Annotated in this window: 15 protein-coding genes; 3 read left to right on the plus strand and 12 right to left on the minus strand. The window is 39.3% G+C overall.

The features are described 5' to 3' along the window. Nucleotides 1–21 precede the first annotated feature (21 nt). A complete protein-coding gene (locus tag ACIQZ2_RS03105) occupies nucleotides 22–378 on the plus strand; it encodes a CoA-binding protein (protein ID WP_395767376.1) in 357 nt (118 codons plus the stop codon). A gap of 2 nt (nucleotides 379–380) precedes the next feature. Here the strand turns inward: ACIQZ2_RS03105 and purS are convergent, their stop codons facing one another. Genes purS through selD form a run of 6 tightly spaced genes read right to left on the minus strand, consistent with a single transcriptional unit; the run spans nucleotide 381 to nucleotide 4,513 of the window. Continuing rightward, complete coding sequence (purS, locus tag ACIQZ2_RS03110; RefSeq protein ID WP_395767377.1) at nucleotides 381–632, minus strand: phosphoribosylformylglycinamidine synthase subunit PurS; 252 nt, start codon at nucleotides 630–632, stop codon at nucleotides 381–383. After that, nucleotides 629–1,345, minus strand: a complete 717-nt coding sequence (gene pssA, locus ACIQZ2_RS03115; protein WP_395767378.1) for a CDP-diacylglycerol--serine O-phosphatidyltransferase — start codon at nucleotides 1,343–1,345, stop codon at nucleotides 629–631. The genes purS and pssA overlap by 4 nt, the downstream gene beginning before the upstream one ends. Further along, a complete protein-coding gene (locus ACIQZ2_RS03120) occupies nucleotides 1,342–1,983 on the minus strand; it encodes an MBL fold metallo-hydrolase (protein WP_395767379.1) in 642 nt (213 codons plus the stop codon). The genes pssA and ACIQZ2_RS03120 overlap by 4 nt, the downstream gene beginning before the upstream one ends. A 30-nt stretch (nucleotides 1,984–2,013) precedes the next feature. After that, complete coding sequence (locus ACIQZ2_RS03125) at nucleotides 2,014–2,715, minus strand: SAM-dependent methyltransferase (protein WP_395767380.1); 702 nt, start codon at nucleotides 2,713–2,715, stop codon at nucleotides 2,014–2,016. Further along, complete coding sequence (locus ACIQZ2_RS03130) at nucleotides 2,712–3,473, minus strand: alpha/beta fold hydrolase (protein WP_395767381.1); 762 nt, start codon at nucleotides 3,471–3,473, stop codon at nucleotides 2,712–2,714. The genes ACIQZ2_RS03125 and ACIQZ2_RS03130 overlap by 4 nt, the downstream gene beginning before the upstream one ends. After that, nucleotides 3,473–4,513, minus strand: a complete 1,041-nt coding sequence (selD, locus tag ACIQZ2_RS03135) for a selenide, water dikinase SelD (protein WP_395767382.1) — start codon at nucleotides 4,511–4,513, stop codon at nucleotides 3,473–3,475. Before selD ends, ACIQZ2_RS03130 begins: the two co-directional genes overlap by 1 nt. Nucleotides 4,514–4,769: 256 nt before the next feature. Here selD and ACIQZ2_RS03140 point away from each other — a divergent pair, with 256 nt between their 5' ends. Beyond that, nucleotides 4,770–8,105, plus strand: a complete 3,336-nt coding sequence (locus tag ACIQZ2_RS03140; RefSeq protein WP_395767383.1) for a carboxypeptidase regulatory-like domain-containing protein — start codon at nucleotides 4,770–4,772, stop codon at nucleotides 8,103–8,105. A gap of 258 nt (nucleotides 8,106–8,363) precedes the next feature. Here the strand turns inward: ACIQZ2_RS03140 and ACIQZ2_RS03145 are convergent, their stop codons facing one another. From ACIQZ2_RS03145 to ACIQZ2_RS03160, 4 genes are all read right to left on the minus strand, one after another. Continuing rightward, a complete protein-coding gene (locus tag ACIQZ2_RS03145; RefSeq protein ID WP_395767384.1) occupies nucleotides 8,364–9,335 on the minus strand; it encodes a UDP-glucuronic acid decarboxylase family protein in 972 nt (323 codons plus the stop codon). Then, complete coding sequence (locus ACIQZ2_RS03150) at nucleotides 9,332–10,651, minus strand: UDP-glucose dehydrogenase family protein (protein ID WP_395767385.1); 1,320 nt, start codon at nucleotides 10,649–10,651, stop codon at nucleotides 9,332–9,334. Before ACIQZ2_RS03150 ends, ACIQZ2_RS03145 begins: the two co-directional genes overlap by 4 nt. Nucleotides 10,652–10,726: 75 nt before the next feature. Beyond that, a complete protein-coding gene (gene pafA / locus ACIQZ2_RS03155) occupies nucleotides 10,727–12,340 on the minus strand; it encodes an alkaline phosphatase PafA (protein ID WP_395767386.1) in 1,614 nt (537 codons plus the stop codon). Next, a complete protein-coding gene (locus ACIQZ2_RS03160; RefSeq protein WP_395767387.1) occupies nucleotides 12,315–12,794 on the minus strand; it encodes a type I restriction enzyme HsdR N-terminal domain-containing protein in 480 nt (159 codons plus the stop codon). The genes pafA and ACIQZ2_RS03160 overlap by 26 nt, the downstream gene beginning before the upstream one ends. Nucleotides 12,795–12,864: 70 nt before the next feature. Between ACIQZ2_RS03160 and ACIQZ2_RS03165 the strand changes: the two genes are divergently transcribed. Then, nucleotides 12,865–13,638, plus strand: a complete 774-nt coding sequence (locus tag ACIQZ2_RS03165; protein ID WP_395767388.1) for an AMP nucleosidase — start codon at nucleotides 12,865–12,867, stop codon at nucleotides 13,636–13,638. Here the strand turns inward: ACIQZ2_RS03165 and ACIQZ2_RS03170 are convergent, their stop codons facing one another. Both ACIQZ2_RS03170 and menA read right to left on the minus strand, forming a co-directional pair. After that, complete coding sequence (locus tag ACIQZ2_RS03170; RefSeq protein ID WP_395767389.1) at nucleotides 13,639–14,991, minus strand: tetratricopeptide repeat protein; 1,353 nt, start codon at nucleotides 14,989–14,991, stop codon at nucleotides 13,639–13,641. A gap of 14 nt (nucleotides 14,992–15,005) precedes the next feature. After that, on the minus strand, nucleotides 15,006–15,766 hold a 761-nt coding region (gene menA, locus ACIQZ2_RS03175), incomplete at its 5' end, for a 1,4-dihydroxy-2-naphthoate octaprenyltransferase (RefSeq protein ID WP_395767390.1).

Below are 15,766 nucleotides of genomic sequence, written 5' to 3' on the forward strand. Positions count from 1 at the left end.
TTGTATCAATAAACTGATAATATGCGTGTACTTGTTTTTGGTGCTTCCATAAATCCGCAACGATATGCTTATTTAGCAACGAATTTATTGTTGGAAAAAGGACACGAAGTGTTCTTAGTTGGCGTGAAAAAAGGCGATGTGCAAGGAATAGAAATTCTGCAAAACCAACCGATTATTTCGAACATACATACAATTACCTTGTATGTAGGCCCACAGCACCAACAAGATTTGTTGGCCTATATTACTCAATTGGCCCCTAAGCGTGTGATTTTCAATCCAGGAACAGAGAACCCTGCATTAATGTCTGAGTTAATCAAACAAGGTATTGAAGTAGAAGAGGCCTGCACACTAGTGATGTTGCATACAGGCCAGTTTTAAATTTATATCGCTGTTAGCGTAAATTCGAATTCTTCCATAATAAGGTTCGCCAATAACTTCTTACAAGCTTCTGTTACAATCTCATGCGCTACCGCCTCTGATGCCGCTTCCAATTGTAAAGTGATGTGTTTTCCGATACGAACATCAGATACTTGCGTGATATTTAAATTTTGTAAGCCAATACGAACCGCTTTTCCTTGTGGGTCAAGAATTTCTTTTTGGGGCATTACATTGATTTCGGCGATGAATTTCATTTTTGAATGGATTTATTTAACGAAAGAATACCTGAAAGAGCAATATACGATATCACCAAGACAGGGAAAGCTGCAAATTTAAGCATTACTAATAAAGCAATGCAATAAATTAAGAATAAGTATCGACTTTGATTATCAGCCCAGGACCAAGTCTTAAATTTGAAAGCCATCAGAGGCAACTCCGAAACAAGCAAGTAACTCATCAAGATGCTGTAAATTAATAGACCCTGAAAATGTAAAATATATTGAGCGTATTCGGGTTGGAAATGAATAATTAGGGGTAAGGAAGCTACTAGAAGACCATTTGCTGGTGTTGGCACACCTATAAATGAGTCAGTTTGTCGGGTATCAATATTGAATTTTGCTAAACGATAAGCAGACATTAATGCCAATGAAAATACCATAAAGGGTTTATAGAATCCAAAGAGCCCCACAGTACATTGAGTTCCACAGCTTTGTTCCACTAAATTCAGAAGAATGAAACTCGGAAGCACACCGAACGAAACAACGTCTGCTAATGAATCCAATTCCTTGCCCAAATCTGAATATGCTTGCAATAGTCGAGCTAAAAAACCATCTAAAAAATCACAAACCAATGAGATGAAAATGCAATATGAAGCAAAAAGCACATTCCCCTGCATCACAAAATACAATCCCATACAGCCTGCTAAAAGGTTGGCTAAGGTCAATAAATTGGGGATTTCTTTTTTCATGCTTTAACAAATGGATTATTCATTTTTTCTTCAGCGATGCTTGTCGCAGGGCCATGTCCGGGAAAAACAAGGGTTTCTTCTGGTAGCGTATACAATTGGTTTTTTATGCTTGATAGGAGGTCTGTATGGTTACATAATGGGAAATCCGTTCGACCAATACTTTGTTTAAATAAAACATCTCCGTCAAAAACCCAACCCATCGAGGCCTCGTAAAATGCTACATGACCGGGTGCATGACCCGGCACGAACAATACGTTGAATTTCATTGCGCCAACCTGTATTTGTTCGTTATTAACAAACCAGCGATCTACCATAGCCGTTTGGTAATGTGGAAATCCATAAACTTCTGCCCGATTTGACGCATCATCCAATAAGGGTTTATCAAGTGGATGAAGACAAAAAGGGATTTTGTAGGTTTGTTGGAAATAAGCCACACCAAGAATATGATCGATGTGCGCATGCGTATTTAAAATATACTGAAGCTTTATGCTTTTTGATTCAATGAAGTCCTGCATAACTTTTCGTTCTGCGTAGGTATAACATCCTGGATCGATTACTACCCCATTACCAGCGTCGTCCCAAACGAAATAGGTATTCTCTTGAAACGGGTTGCAGGTAAAGGCTTGTTGGTAAATCACGAATATTAATTTTGGTGCAAAATACGAATTTTATGAGCGACCTAATAGAAAGATGCAGGGTTTTTTGTGTAGGTCCGGCTTATCCTCAGACCAAGATTTTAGGGTTTTCGTTTCCGTAAAACCTGCTGGGTCTTGAATGTTACAACCAATTGATAATAATTGGTTCGCTGGTAATTGCTGAATTAAATCTTCTAGCATGGCATTGTTTCGATACGGCGTTTCGATGAAGAGTTGGGTTTCCCCTGTTTTCTCAACATCTTTTTGCAATTTTTCAATTCTTCGAATTCTTGCGGCACGTTCGATAGGCAAATAGCCATGAAAGCGAAATTGTTGGCCTGAAAATCCAGACGCCATTAAGGCAAGTAGGATGGAGGAGGGGCCTACCAATGGGACAACCTCCATATTCATTTCTTGCGCTATGCCAACAGCTAAAGCACCTGGATCAGCTATTCCGGGGCAACCTGCTTCAGAAATAATACCAACCGATGGAACGTTTTGATATGTTTTGAAAAATTGAATGATTGTTTCTCTTTTGGTATCCTTGTCTAGAATTTCGAAAATTAGTTCATCAATAACGATACCTAATTTTAATTCGCTAATAAATCTACGGGCTGTACGTACATTTTCAACCAGATAATGCGTTGTATGTAATACAGCTTGCCTTACTTCTTCTGGAAGTACCTGTGACGCTGTTTGATCAGCTATGGGGCATGGAATGAGCACTATCTTCATAGAATCTCTTTTAACACATGAATAAATGCTTCAGGTTGATCTGCTTGAACCCAGTGACCTGCATGTTGAATTTCAATTAATTCAAAATTTGGGAATATTTCGGCGATATATCGTTCGTCTTCTGGTTGAATATAATGTGAATTTGCTCCTTTGATGAAATAGGTTTCAGTCTTACAGGCTTGTTTGATAAAAAGCTCGTGACCTACCACATCAATGTTTTTGGTAATGATCGGAAGATTAATACGCCAAGCAAATGCTCCTTCGGCATTACGGTAAAGGTTTTTCAATAAGAACTGACGCACGCCTTCATTCTCTTCAAAGCGCTTCATGTGTTCATTTGCATCGTTTCTGCTTTGAATCGATGTAAGGTCTACTGAATTTAGGCCAGATAAAATACTGGTGTGATGCACGGGATAGAATTTAGGTGCAATATCCACAACAATGATTTTTTGTGCGATTTCAGGATAGCTAAGTCCAAATTGCATCACTGTTTTGCCCCCCATGGAGTGTCCAATAATGACGGGATTTACCAAAGCATTATCTTCAATAAACTCCCATAAATCAGCCGCCATGACTTGGTAGTCAAATTCGTCTGACCATGGTGATTGTCCGTGGTTTCGCTGGTCCAACAAGTAAACGCGGTTTGTTTCTGAAAAGGCTTTGGCTATACCTAACCAATTGTCAGAGGAACCAAAAATACCGTGTAATATGATGATTGGAGTTCCCGATGTGCCAACTGTGCGTGCAAATAGTTTCATTATGCTAATATAATGGCTTTTTCTTGTGCATGAATTAACTCGCCAATAGGGCTTAATTCCAAGCCTTGCGTTAAAGCAAATGCTTCAAATTCTGACGTGTGATCAGCTTCAACAGCAATTAATAATCCACCCGATGTTTGCGGGTCTGCCCCAATGTATCGTTGGCGCTCATCAATCTCATCACTTAAACGGTGACCATAACTTGCTAAATTCCTTGCGGTACCACCCGGAAAACATTTTTGATCCAAGTAGGAATGTATGTTGGGAAGTAGCGGCACCCTTGTAAAGTCTATCTTTGCACTTAATCCTGAGCCTTCTACCATCTCCATCAAATGGCCAAACAATCCAAATCCAGTAACATCGGTAAGCGCTTTAACGTAGGATAAAGGTCCTAATTTTGCACCAAAAGAATTCAATGTACTCATCTGTTTAACTGCTCGCCCGAGATCTTCGTCGCTGACAATACCTCGTTTTTGGCCTGTGGATATAATTCCAACGCCTAGAGGCTTGGTTAAATACAACATACAGCCTTTTGTAGCGGTATCATTTTGTTTTAGTTCTTCTTTTTTTACTTTCCCAGTCACCGCCAAACCAAAAATAGGTTCAGGTGAATCAATGGAGTGTCCACCGGCTAATGGGATGCCAGCTTCTGCGCATGCAGCCCGACCACCTTCCAAAACTTTCGCAGCGATTTCAGGAGCGAGTTTGTCAATGGGCCAGCCTAGGATAGCAATGGCCATAAGTGGAGTACCCCCCATCGCATAGACGTCGGAAATGGCATTTGTTGCAGCGATTTTACCGAAATCAAATGGGTCATCTACTATGGGCATGAAAAAATCGGTCGTTGAGATGACAGCTTCCCCATTTTGCCAGTCGAATACAGCCGCATCGTCCCGACTCTCATTTCCTACGAGTAGAAAAGGATGGTGCATTTTAGGTGCATCTGATTGTAGAATGGTGTCTAAAATCTGTGGGGATATTTTACATCCACAGCCGGCACCGTGTGAAAAAGAAGTCAGTTTGATATTTTGCTCTTGCATGGGGTATAAATCTGATGCAAAATTATTCTTTAAAAAGTTAAAAATTATCTTTCTGTTAAATTTAAAATGGTTTTAGGACTAAACTAGGGCTTTATAATGCGAATAGGTAAACTTAATATGTCTTTAGTGCTAAAAATCAGTTAATTATATGAGTAAAGGGTATAAATCCTTTACGTATATTTTTGGAGTATTTGATTTTTTAGGTTTATTTTGTGACCAAATTCTTCAATTTAATTTATAACTAAATTCCAAATTTATGCAGAGAAGATTTATTACTCATTCTGTGTTGTTAGGAGCATTTTTTATGCTTTTGATGGCATTACCCATTGGGCAAGTATTTGCACAGGGTTCTACCACTTCCGCGATGGCCGGTAGTGTTGTTGACGAAAAAGGCCAAGGATTACCAGGAGCTACGGTCATTGCAATCCATGAGCCTACTGGATCACGCTATGGTGCGTCTACGCGTGCTGATGGTCGATTTAATATTGTCAACATGCGTGTGGGAGGTCCATACAAAGTTTCCGTAACATTTGTAGGTTACAAAGAAGCAGTTCAATCGGGTATTGAATTAACCTTGGCATCTGAATTTCGTCAAAATTTCAAGTTAGAGGTTAACCAATCTCAGTTGGAAGAAGTTAGAGTCGTTGCATCTCGTTCATCTGTGATTAACTCGGGTCGTACGGGTGCTGCTACAACTGTTTCAAATTCTTCGATTACCACATTGCCTACTCTGAATCGTTCATTGGGTGATTTTGCACGTTTAGATCCACGTGCTAATGGTTTGAGCTTTGCAGGTCGTAATGCCTTGTTTAATAACGTTACTGTTGACGGAGCGTTCTTTAACAATGCGTTTGCTTTGTCACCAACCATTGGTGGTCAAGCTGGCGCTTCTCCAATTTCAGTAGATGCGATTGACCAATTCCAAGTATTGATTGCTCCATATGACGTTCGTCAAGGTATGGCAACAGGTGCTAATATCAACGTAGTAACGAAGTCTGGTACAAACAATTGGACAGGTTCAGGCTACTATTTTGGTACAAACGAAGGTTTAGTAGGAAATAAAATTGGTGATGCTACGTCTCAATTTGGTAAGTTTACCCGTGGTCAAATTGGTGCACGTGTGGGTGGAGCCATCATTAAGAATAAGTTATTTATTTTTGGTTCATTTGAGCAAGAAACACAAACAGATCCAGGTTCAAACTTTGTGGCAACACGTACAGGAACTGAGCCAAACAGATCACTTGCAAGGGCAGAAGATTTAGATCGTTTGAAGTCTTTCTTATTGTCTAAGTATAATTATGATCCAGGTGCTTACGAGAACTACAACAGAGAAAAATTCTCACAAAAAGCTAATATTCGTTTAGACTGGAATATTTCTGATAAGCACAAATTGAATATCAAGTACAACTACTTACGTTCATTTGCTGATATCTCGCCATCGAACTCAGGTTCATTGTCGGGAGGTCGTTCTCCTTCGGTTAACGTATTGCCTTTCCAAGGTTCGTTATATCGTATCAACAACAACTTAGATTCATATATTGCTGAATTAAACTCGACATTCTCGAATTCTATTTCAAATAACTTGACAGTAGGTTATACAGCAATGCGTGATTTCCGTGCGTCTCCGGTAAATAATACACCATTCCCAACGGTTGATATTGGTAACAATAACTTAAACCAATTAACAACTTTTGGTTATGAGCCATTCTCTGCAAATAACTTGTTGGATTCTGATATTTTCCAAATCTCAGATAACTTAACAATTTATAAAGGAAAGCATGTTTATACCTTAGGTTTTGCCTATGAGACAAATGCATTTAGAAATGGTTTTGCGCCTAACTTCTATGGAGGTTATCAGTTCCGTTCTATTGATGAATTTATCAAATCGGCAAGTGGAGACTTAACTGTTTCTCCAGTTCGCTACCAAGTTCAATGGTCTAATTATGCTGACTTCCCATTTGCTGAGATGAAGGGTAATACCTTGTCTTTCTATGGTCAAGATGAAATTACAGCAGCTAAAGGATTGAAATTGACATTTGGTCTTCGTGCTGATGCTACTTCATTCCCATCATTTGATGAGCCAAAGTACACGAACTCATTTGTACCGAATTTGACTTTCCGTGATGGTGTTAAATTAACTACGAATAAGTTTCCAGAGACAACGGTATTGTGGTCACCACGTTTTGGATTTAACTGGGATGTTAAAGATGACAAGACTACTCAATTACGTGGTGGTTTAGGAGTATTCTCTGGACGTGTTCCTTACGTTTGGTTATCGAATCAGTTATCTAACAACGGGGTATTATTTGGATCACGTTTAGCAACTGCTGCGGCAGAGTTGAGAAACATTCCATTTAATCCAGATGTAAATGCGTATAAGCCAGATCCAAGTACGTTAACGAATTTGCAGCCAACAGCCTATAACTTGGCGGTTACTGATCCAAACTTCAAGTTCTCGCAGGTCTTCCGTGCAAACTTGGCATTTGATAAGCAAATTGGTGACGGTTGGTTGTTATCTTTAGAAGGTATCTACACGAAGGATATCAATGCGGTATATTTAGAGAATGTGAACTTACCTAATTCAACGGTTAAGGCTGTTGGTGCAGATAATCGTGTGATTTATTACACAGCTTCTTCCGCAGGTATTCCAACAAACACACGTAACAACCAAATTTACGGTAGTACACGTGGTTTGAATGCTCCATTGACTGGAAATACAGTTGATTCTCCAAACATTTCTGATGCTATCTTAATCAAGAATACGAACTTAGGTTATTCTTACGCTTTGACAGCAACCGTTTCAAAGTCGTTTGATAATGGATTATTTGCGTCCTTATCGTATACGAATTCTGATTCACGTTCGGTTAATGATGGTGGTTCGATTGCGCAATCACAATGGAGAGATCGTGTTGTTTCGGGTGATCCAAACGAAAATGTCGCTTCATACTCTTCATTCATGCAAGCACACCGTATCAACGCATATGGTTCATACCGTTTGAATTATGCGAATGAGAAAGCTTCTACTACATTTGGTTTTACGTATTCAGTAGCTCCAGCAGGTCGTTTTTCATATACATACTCGGGTGATATGAATGGAGATAATCAATTCTCAAATGACTTGATGTATATCCCTCGTTCACAATCAGAGATTTTATTGCGTGATTTAGGTACTTATACAGCAGCGCAACAATGGGCTGACTTAGATAAGTATATCTCACAAGATAAATATTTGTCATCTCGTCGTGGTCAGTATGCAGAGCGTAATGGTGGTGAGTTACCATGGGCAGCTAACTTTGATTTCAAGGTTATCCAAGATTTCTACATCAATGTAGCTGGAAAGAAAAATACCTTACAGTTCACTTTGGATGTATTTAACTTCGGTAACTACGTGTCTCCACAGTGGGGTTTAAATCAAACTCCATTGCGTGCAGGTTTGTTGAACTATGTAACGAATGATGCAGCAACTGGTCGTCCAGTTTTCCAATTCCCTTTCCGTTCTGGTACAACGCCATTATTGGATACGTTCCAACGTTCATTTGGTCTTGGATCTCGTTGGCAAGCACAATTCGGTATCCGTTATATCTTCAACTAAGATATTCCGAATCTGAAATAAAAAGGCTGCTCGAAAGAGCAGCCTTTTTTGTTGGTATGTCTTTGGCAAACCTTCCAGGATTGCCAAAGTTTGAGGCGTTTTTACGCCGATTCAAAAAATCTGTAGAGACGCGATACTTCGCGTCTATTATTGAATTAGACGCGAGGTATCGCGTCTCTACAAACTAAGGGTTAGAAACGCGAGGTATCGCGTCTCTACAATTTGTAACACAAAAAAACCGGGTTGCCCCGGTTTCTACTAAAACTCTTTGTGGTGCGCCATCCGATGTAAATCTTCTGGACTTAAGGACTTGAAATATTCATAAGTGATTTTAAGCCCTTCTGCACGTGATACCTTTGGTTCCCAACCTAAGATTGACTTAGCTTTGCTTATATCAGGTTTACGTTGTTTTGGGTCATCTGTTGGTAATGGTAGTGAAATTAACTTTTGGCTTGTACCAGTCAACTTGATGATTTCCTCTCCAAATTCTTTGATCGTAATTTCATCTGGATTACCTATGTTCACGGGGTGTGGGTAATCGCTTAACAATAATCGGTAAATTCCTTCTACTAAATCATCTACATAACAGAATGCACGCGTTTGAGACCCATCACCAAACATGGTTAAGTCCTCACCACGCAGTGCTTGACCGATGAAAGCTGGCAATACACGTCCGTCATTCAGGCGCATACGCGGACCATAGGTGTTGAAAATACGTACAATACGTGTTTCTAAGCCATGATAGGTATGATATGCCATGGTCATCGCTTCTTGGAAACGTTTAGCTTCATCATAAACACCACGAGGCCCTACCGGATTAACATTTCCCCAATATTCCTCTGGTTGAGGATGTACGGTCGGATCACCGTATACTTCAGATGTTGATGCAATCAAAACACGCGCATGTTTAATGCGCGCTAATCCCAAACAATTATGAATGCCCAATGAACCTACTTTTAAAGTCTGAATGGGAATCTTTAAATAATCAATCGGTGAGGCTGGAGAAGCGAAATGCAATATATAATCCAATTCACCTGGGACGTGAATAAACTTCGACACATCATGGTGATAGAATTCAAAATGCTCCAATTTGAAAAGGTGCTCAATATTCTTTAAATCTCCCGTGATCAAGTTATCCATAGCGATTACGTGGTAACCTTCTTTGATAAAGCGATCACATAAATGAGAGCCTAAAAAACCTGCTCCGCCGGTAATTAAAATTCTTTTCATGATAACTCGTTAATTGATTGACGACCCACTGAATAGTAAGTGTAACCCAATTCTTGCATTTGTGGTAATTCATATAAATTACGGCCATCAAAAATAACTTTATTCTTGAGCAATGTATCCATACGCTCAAAATCAGGAGTTCTGAATTGAGGCCATTCTGTTACAATTAATAAAGCATCTGCGCCATCTATTGCATCATAAGGTGTTTTTGAATATTCTACAACATCGCCAATTTGCTCACGCACATTTTTCATAGCCTCTGGATCATAAACGCGGACTTTGCATCCTAGAGCAAGCAAGGCCTCAATGTTATACAAGGCTGGTGCCTCACGAATATCATCTGTATACGGCTTAAAGGCTAAGCCCCAAATTCCAATGGTTTTGCCGGCTAAATTATGATTGAAATGCGCCTGTATATAGGGCATTAATTTGGTTTTTTGCAACTCGTTTACTTGCATAACAGAGTCCAAAATACGGAATTGATAATCATTTTCTTGCGATGTTTTGGCTAATGCTTGTACATCTTTTGGGAAGCACGATCCGCCATAGCCGATTCCTGCGAAAAGGAAGCGCTTGCCTATGCGTGAGTCCGTTCCAATTCCCCGACGAATATCGTCTACATTCGCGCCAACTTTCTCGCAAAGGTTGGCAATCTCATTCATGAACGTGATTTTTGTTGCTAAAAATGCATTAGCTGCGTATTTGGTCATCTCCGCCGAGCGCTCATCCATGAAGATGATTGGATTACCTTGACGAACTAATGGTGCGTATAATTTGCTCATTAACTCCTTCGCACGATCAGATTGCGTACCAATTACCACGCGGTCAGGTTTCATGAAGTCCTCAACCGCAACACCCTCACGTAAAAATTCAGGATTTGATACCACATCAAAAGGTACGTTTGCTGCTTTTGAAATCGCAGCATGTACTAATTCTGAGGTGCCAACAGGCACCGTGCTCTTATCAATAATGACTGTATAGTCTTGTAATAAGGGCCCTAAATCATTCGCTACTTTTAAGATGTATTTTAAGTCGGCTGATCCATCTTCGCCAGGTGGCGTTGGGAGAGCTAAAAAAATGACTTTCGCTCCTGCAATACCATCGACTAACGATGTGGTAAAGTTTAAGCGACCTTCATTGACATTCCGATGAAACATATCTTCCAAGCCGGGTTCGTAAATAGGCACGATTCCATCTTGCATTTGCTTGATTTTAGCTTCATTTATATCAACGCAAGTCACGTGATTTCCTGTTTCTGCGAAACATGTTCCTGTTACGAGTCCTACATATCCTGTTCCAACTACCGCAATTTTCATATGTTTGCTTTCTTGATTTAGTTCAAAAATTGACCTCTAAATTAGGTATAAATCTTTAAATAATATAAAAATGTCCTACTTAGTTTGGATTACTCGGCCAATGCTACCTGATGGCTCTGCGATATGTAACCAATTCGCTAAAGTTGTCGAGATATCACTGATTTCTGTTCGTTGACTAATCTCTTGTGGTTTCACTCTCCATCCATAGAAAAGCAAAGGTACGTGGGTATCATAAGCATATAACGTACTATGTGAGGTTCCAGTTTTATATCCCATCAGCCATTGAGGTTTTAAAAGAACCATAAAATCTCCACTTCGCGCAGCATTATAGCCATTTTGAATGATATTTTTATAGTGTACATTTAATGAACTCTGTTGGATAGCTTGCATATCCACCAACTCTGAAAATCCATCTTGTTTTTCATAGGTTTGTCGAACGATTTGGTATAAATGCGCGCGAGAAATTCCCATTTTTTGGATTAAGGTGTTGTTAAAATGTAATTGTGAGTTATCCTCGGCAATGAGTAATTCCACATCTCCGTAGGCGGTGCTCAAGGCTTTCTTTAAATCTGAAATGGCTTTTGTTCGATCAAAAATTCCCCCGGGTAATTTTTTGCTCTTTATGAAACCTGGAATTTCTGCGACTGCGTGATCGGCCGTTAGGAAGACTAATACTTGATCCTTTCCATATTGCTTATCTAAATAGCTTAGTATTTCTGCAATATCTTGATCTAATCGCAAATAAGTATCTTCAAGTTCAATTGATTGTGGGCCAAAACTATGTCCAACGTAATCTGTTGAAGAAAAACTTATTGCAAGGAAGTCGGTCGTACCGCGTTTTCCTAATTGTTCTTCTTGCATCGCTTTGATGGCAAAGTCTTTCGTTAAGGTATTGCCATATGGGCTTGTTCGAATTAGTTCCAAAGGGTTTCCACCTTGTAAACTATGCGGGAATACAGGGGCTGTTTCACCAGCCATTTTACTTTCAAATTCCATATTATCACCAGCACTTTGGGTATAGGTATTTATCGGGTAAAGCGTGTTCCAGCCCATTTTGGCATATTTTAAAGCGCGCTCTTCCGAATTAAATCCCTGTACCCACGTAGGTAATTCCTTCATGTAGAAAGTTGAGGTAATCCAACGACCTTCTTTGGAATCATACCAATAAGCCGCATCTGCCGTATGTCCACCTGGTAGAATTGCTCCACGGTCCTTCAATGCTATGGCAATGGTTTTACTTTGATAATTCTGTGCCATTTTTAATTGATCCGTAATCGTACTCGTCCAAAGGTTTTTAGGGGACATAAATCCCGTTTTTCCTGTAGTACCCACCGTTGTTACCGTGGAATCATCAGTACAATATACCTTTTTGCCACTCGCGCGGTCAGTCCAATCATTTCCTACGACACCGTGAACCGCTGGAATTGTTCCTGTATACACACTTGCGTGTCCTGCTGCGGTAACCGTTGGCGCATAATTATAATGGTTGTCTTGGCAATTTAATCCCTCTCGCATCATGCGTTTTAATCCATTTTCACCATAACGATTCGCAAACCGATATAAATAATCATACCGCATCTGATCCACAACAATGCCCACAACAAGTTTAGGCCGACTGAGTTTATTCTGGGCCAATAATAATGGGCTACTAAAAAGTAAGAGGCTAAATAGTATTCGAGTTATTTTCATAATAGGGGGGGAATTGATCTAATAAAAAGGTTTCTTGTTTGTTGATATCTATATGGTAAATGTAATTTTCTAATCCATTCGTCAACACCAGGTACTTTGCTTGGTTCTTTTTTTGATATTGACTAGCTTGTTGGAAGGTAATCGAAGTTATCGGAATATGTGGTGCTTTGCACTCAATTAGCATGAATACTTGCCCAGTTGTATCATATACTTGAATATCTGTCCTTCGATTTAATTGGTCTATCTTATGATTTCGCTCAATTTGAATATTGGAAGCTGGGTAGTTTAAATGTTGAGTAATGAAATTTAAACAATGTTGTCTGACCCATTCTTCGGGTGTTAAGGCGCGGTATTTTTTAGCAATCCCATCAAAAATAAAAAGTTTTCCTTCCTTTTGCGTTATTTTGTATTCATATTCCGGAAAGACAATAGGTAATTCTGATGAAGCGAGCATATTTTTTGCCAAAAGCCAATCACTAAATTAATCTATTTGTTGATTTTTTTCATTAACAAACCAACAATTCATGAAAACAAAAGAAGAGATTGTCCTTAATTGGTTACCTCGCTATACAGGCACACCTTTGGAATCGTTTGGTCAATACATTCTATTGACAAACTTCAAGAATTACGTGGATATGTTTGCGCAAAAATTCAATGTAGAAATTTTGGGACAAGATAGGCCCATGCAGACAGCGACGGCGAATAACATTACCATCATTAATTTTGGAATGGGGTCACCTATGGCGGCAACCGTCATGGATATTCTATCTGCGATTTCTCCCAAAGCTGTTTTGTTTTTAGGTAAATGTGGTGGTTTAAAGAAGAACTTACATTTAGGCGATTTAATTCTACCCATTGCTGCAGTTCGTGGCGAGGGTACTTCAGATGAATACCTGCCTAAGGAAGTACCTGCCTTGCCTTCATTTCGATTACAGCGTGCCGTTTCTTCCATGATTAAGAAACATGAAATGGATTATTGGACGGGATTAATCTATACAACTAATCGCCGAGTTTGGGAGCATGATGAAGCCTTTAAAACCTATTTGTCAGATATTCGTGCGATGGGAATTGATATGGAAACCGCAACCATTTTCACTGTTGGCTTTGTTAATAAGATACCACATGGTGCTTTATTGCTCGTTTCTGATAACCCTATGACCCCTGATGGCGTGAAGACTGAAGCATCAGATAAAAAAGTTACTAACAATTTTGTCAATTCCCACTTACAAATTGGAATCGATTCGTTGATTGAATTAGCTGAATCTGGGGAATCAGTTAAACACTTACGTTTTGAATAATTAGTTGCAATGATCTCGAATAACTTGGTAAGCTTGGTTGTAGCCCAATTCTCCGGATTTGCTTAAGTCCATACACCCCGTATTATCTCCAAGCGCTAATTTAATTATCCCGCGAACGTAATAGGCCTCAGCATATTTAGGATTTAGCTTAATCGCATTGCTACAATCTTGAATAGCATTACGTTGGTCACCAAGGTTTGATTTTGCCACTCCACGGAAGAAATACGCTTCTGCATAGATAGGATTCAATGCAATCGCCCGGTTATAATCTTCCATTGCTTGCTTGGGATCTCCTGATTTTGCTTTCGCGGAACCTCGGTTAAAATACACCTCAGCACGCTCTGTTGAGAATGTTGCAATCTTCACTTTGTCTTGAATACCATTTCGTAATTCATCCAAAAGGGCTTTGGTCATTTTAGTATCATACATGATTTTTGCGGCTTCATTATTTCCAATTTCGGCTGCTTTCGTGTAGTCCTCCACTGCACCTCTAGGGTCACCCAATTTAGACTTTACAAATCCTCGGCCATAATATGCTTCAGCTTTTGCAGGATCCATTTCTATCGCTTTGCTAAAATCTTCAAGGGCACCTTTTTCGCCATTTTCGCCGCGGTAATTTTCAAGTTGGGTCTTACAAAAACCCGCATGATACCAATCGTCTGGATTTTCAGGACTTAATTTTATGGCTTCATCAAAATCCTTCAATGCGGCTTGATAATCAGCTAATTTCATTTTCGAAAATCCTCGATTCGACAGATAATTCGAACGTTTAGGACTAATTTCAATGGCTTTGTCAAAATCCTCAATACTGCCTTTATAGTCGGACAAATGTGCTTTAGCTTCCCCCCGAGCTGCCCAGCAAGGAGCATATTCCGCATTTAATTCCAATGACTTATTGAAATCGGAAAGTGCACCGCGGTGATTAGCTAATTTGGCTTTTGAAATACCTCGACTAAAATAAGCGGTTGCTTCTAAAGGATTTAAGCGAATTGCCTCATTATAATCTTGAATGGCAACTTTGTGATTTTCTTGCTTGCTGTAGCTTTGTCCACGGGCAATGAAAGCATCAAAGTATGTTGGTTTTAACTCGATTGCTTTATCAAAATCTAGGATTGCTCCGCGGTAATCTTTTAAGTTGTATTTAGCAAATCCACGCCCATAAAATGAATTTGGATTAGGATTTGCTGCATTTTTTTCGATTTCTAAACTAAAATTTCGTAATGCCTCGGCATAATTACCTGTTTTGTTCTGTGTTAAACCCAATTCCAAATAATCGGTTTGCTCTTGTGCTAAGCAGTCGGTTGTGCTTACGCTCAAGATTACCACAAATAAAATTTTGTAAAGATGCTTCATAGTCATGTTCGAGGTTATTGGATGATTTCGCTAATGCCAAATAACAAAATTAAAAATAAAGTTCTTAATGCCGTCTTTTTAAGATAAGGATCTATCTCTGCCGGTGTCATATCTGATTTCAAATCACGAAGCATGATAATTATTGGATAATAACCCAACAAGACAAGCAAATTGGCTGTCGTTGAAGAACCTGTTTGATACACCGCTAAATGATATATGGGGAATGGGATGATTCCGAAAAACAATAGCGCTTTTTGGTAATAAAATCCAAAGGTCTTGCCTATTCGTACCGGTATAGAAAATTTACCTGATTGTTTATCATTCTCTAAATCTCTAAGGTTGTTTAAGTTCAAAACGGCTACGGACAATAATCCACAACCGATGGCTGGTAATGCGATATGCCAGGGTAAAGATTTTGTCTGAAGGAAATATGTTCCCATGGTTCCTACTAAACCGAAAAATATAAATACGGATAAGTCACCCAGCCCCACATATCCATAGGGTTTTTTCCCTACGGTGTAGGCAATGGCAGCCAAAATACTAGCAAGTCCCATTCCTAAAAATTTCAACCAAATTTCATAGGATGCTGCCTGCAAGCTATATGCCAAAAGTACTATTCCCATTAAAAAAGAAATGCAAGCCGTTAGGATAACGACTTGCTTCATTTCTTGTTGACTGATTTTTCCCGTTTGAACTGCTCTAAGTGCAACTTTTCGATTTTGGTTATCAACTCCATTTGTGAAATCTCCCAAATCATTGGCAAAATTCGAAAGGA

This window comes from Aquirufa sp., assembly GCF_044342065.1.
Classification (GTDB): domain Bacteria; phylum Bacteroidota; class Bacteroidia; order Cytophagales; family Spirosomataceae; genus Aquirufa.

Bases quoted from the DNA above. Each gene is read 5' to 3' on its own strand.
- ACIQZ2_RS03130 (WP_395767381.1), bottom strand. From the start codon at position 3,473: ATGAAACTATTTGCACGCACAGTTGGCACATCGGGAACTCCAATCATC.
- selD (WP_395767382.1), bottom strand. From the start codon at position 4,513: ATGCAAGAGCAAAATATCAAACTGACTTCTTTTTCACACGGTGCCGGC.
- ACIQZ2_RS03140 (WP_395767383.1), top strand. From the start codon at position 4,770: ATGCAGAGAAGATTTATTACTCATTCTGTGTTGTTAGGAGCATTTTTT.
- pssA (WP_395767378.1), bottom strand. From the start codon at position 1,345: ATGAAAAAAGAAATCCCCAATTTATTGACCTTAGCCAACCTTTTAGCA.
- ACIQZ2_RS03170 (WP_395767389.1), bottom strand. From the start codon at position 14,991: ATGAAGCATCTTTACAAAATTTTATTTGTGGTAATCTTGAGCGTAAGC.
- ACIQZ2_RS03150 (WP_395767385.1), bottom strand. From the start codon at position 10,651: ATGAAAATTGCGGTAGTTGGAACAGGATATGTAGGACTCGTAACAGGA.
- ACIQZ2_RS03160 (WP_395767387.1), bottom strand. From the start codon at position 12,794: ATGCTCGCTTCATCAGAATTACCTATTGTCTTTCCGGAATATGAATAC.
- ACIQZ2_RS03165 (WP_395767388.1), top strand. From the start codon at position 12,865: ATGAAAACAAAAGAAGAGATTGTCCTTAATTGGTTACCTCGCTATACA.
- ACIQZ2_RS03105 (WP_395767376.1), top strand. From the start codon at position 22: ATGCGTGTACTTGTTTTTGGTGCTTCCATAAATCCGCAACGATATGCT.
- ACIQZ2_RS03145 (WP_395767384.1), bottom strand. From the start codon at position 9,335: ATGAAAAGAATTTTAATTACCGGCGGAGCAGGTTTTTTAGGCTCTCAT.
- pafA (WP_395767386.1), bottom strand. From the start codon at position 12,340: ATGAAAATAACTCGAATACTATTTAGCCTCTTACTTTTTAGTAGCCCA.
- purS (WP_395767377.1), bottom strand. From the start codon at position 632: ATGAAATTCATCGCCGAAATCAATGTAATGCCCCAAAAAGAAATTCTT.
- ACIQZ2_RS03125 (WP_395767380.1), bottom strand. From the start codon at position 2,715: ATGAAGATAGTGCTCATTCCATGCCCCATAGCTGATCAAACAGCGTCA.